The following is a 1650-nucleotide window of genomic DNA, read 5'->3' on the forward strand; positions in this document are numbered from 1 at the left end:
CCATAACCGCAAAAACGTTGCATCCGACGGCCAAAAGTGCAACGTTTTTACGTTTGTGGGGGTTTCCGTATCTGGAGCGACGCTGTCGCGCGCTGCTCGTCCTTCCGCATGCCGGGCGCCGATAGGCGCGGCTTGCCCCCCGCGGGTCCGGGGTACTGATGCGGAATGCGGCTCGCCCTTTTTAAACTCGAGGTTCGGCGCAGACGGAGCGGATCCTTCAAGCGGATGGGCATAGATGCTCATCCAGAGCGCCGATGCCGGGTGCCGCTTGCGCTTTCGGCAGATGGGCGCCGAAGGCTCTGCGAATGCGCCTTTCTGGCTATATCCGCTTGCTGCAAGTATGTTATGCTTTATGCTAATTGCGATAATAATTTCGCATAATGCAAGGATGTGTACATGGATCAGTATCGTTTCAATACGAAGAAGGTGTGCTGCCGCCAGATTCGATTCGATTTGGATGGTGACAACCTTCACAATGTCCAGTTTCTGGGAGGGGGATGCGAAGGCAACCTTCGGGCCATGTCGGTCCTTCTCGAAGGGAGCGATGCGCGCGAGACCGCCGAGCGCCTACGTGGGACCCCATGCGGCAAACGCGGCACCTCGTGCTGCGATCAATTGGCTATGGCCATCGAAATCGCTCTTAACCAGGACGTCGAAGCTTCATAGGCGGTTCGCACGGCACCGTTTCAATGGACTATAATGGGACCAGTAATCGATGAACAGGCGAATTCCCTTTAACGGCATGTTTGATGGCATGCGTCGGGAAAACGCGGGAAAAGGATGCAGAACATGGAATCAAAAGATAGCGCAACGCTCTTAAAGAAACTCCCCCAGGTAGAGGAAGTGCTCAAAAGGCCTGCCTTGGTAGCTTTTCAAGAGCGCCTACCCCACGATTTGATAGCGCATAGCGTGCGTGCGGAGATTGCCGCGTTGCGAAGCTCGATTCTGGCGGGCAATAAGCCGACGTTTGACATCGAGAGCGTTGCTGTGGGCGCGGCGAAACGCGCCGGGGCGCTGCTTCAACCGTCTTTGCGCAGGATCATCAATGCGACGGGTGTGGTCATCCATACGAATATGGGTCGTGCCGTCATGGCTCCAGCGGCCATCGATCAGGTTGTCGACGTGATGAAGGGCTATTCGACGCTCGAGTACAGCGTGGATAAGATGAAGCGCGGCAGTCGCCACGACCATTGCGAGCGGTTGCTTTGCGCGCTTACGGGCGCGGAGGCTGCGATTGCGGTCAACAACAATGCGGCCGCAGTCGTCTTAGTGCTGTCGGAGTTCGCATCCGGCCACGAGGCCATCGTATCGCGCGGCGAGCTGATCGAGCTCGGCGGATCATTCCGCATTCCCGACATCATGCGCCAATCGAATGCCCAAATGGTCGAGGTAGGCACTACGAATAAGACCCATCCTTACGATTATGCCAACGCTATCACCGATGAGACTTCGATCATGCTCAAGGTTCATAAGTCGAATTACCGCATCGAAGGTTTCACTGAGGAAGTGAGCATCTCGGATCTTAAAGAAATCGCCCTTAAGCGCCAGAAGGAAACCGGCCAGCGCGTCTTCATCTACGAAGATCAGGGCTCGGGCTGCTTCGTGCGCTTGGACCGTTATGGCAACTATGCGGAGGCTACGGTTGCCGAG

2 protein-coding genes are annotated in these 1650 nt (G+C 56.3%); both read left to right on the top strand.

Going from position 1 to position 1650, the window contains the following annotated elements:
- The first annotated feature begins 396 nt into the window (after nucleotides 1-396).
- A complete protein-coding gene (locus AC04P6_RS06710) occupies nucleotides 397-666 on the top strand; it encodes a TIGR03905 family TSCPD domain-containing protein (RefSeq protein WP_475565849.1) in 270 nt (89 codons plus the stop codon).
- Nucleotides 667-789: 123 nt separating this feature from the next.
- Nucleotides 790-1650 (top strand): L-seryl-tRNA(Sec) selenium transferase (gene selA / locus AC04P6_RS06715; RefSeq protein ID WP_475565850.1); only part of this gene is annotated, 861 nt, incomplete at its 3' end.

The organism is Denitrobacterium sp. (genome assembly GCF_056180635.1).

Excerpts from the sequence above, each read along its gene's own strand:
- AC04P6_RS06710 (WP_475565849.1), top strand. The coding sequence starts at position 397 with ATGGATCAGTATCGTTTCAATACGAAGAAGGTGTGCTGCCGCCAGATT.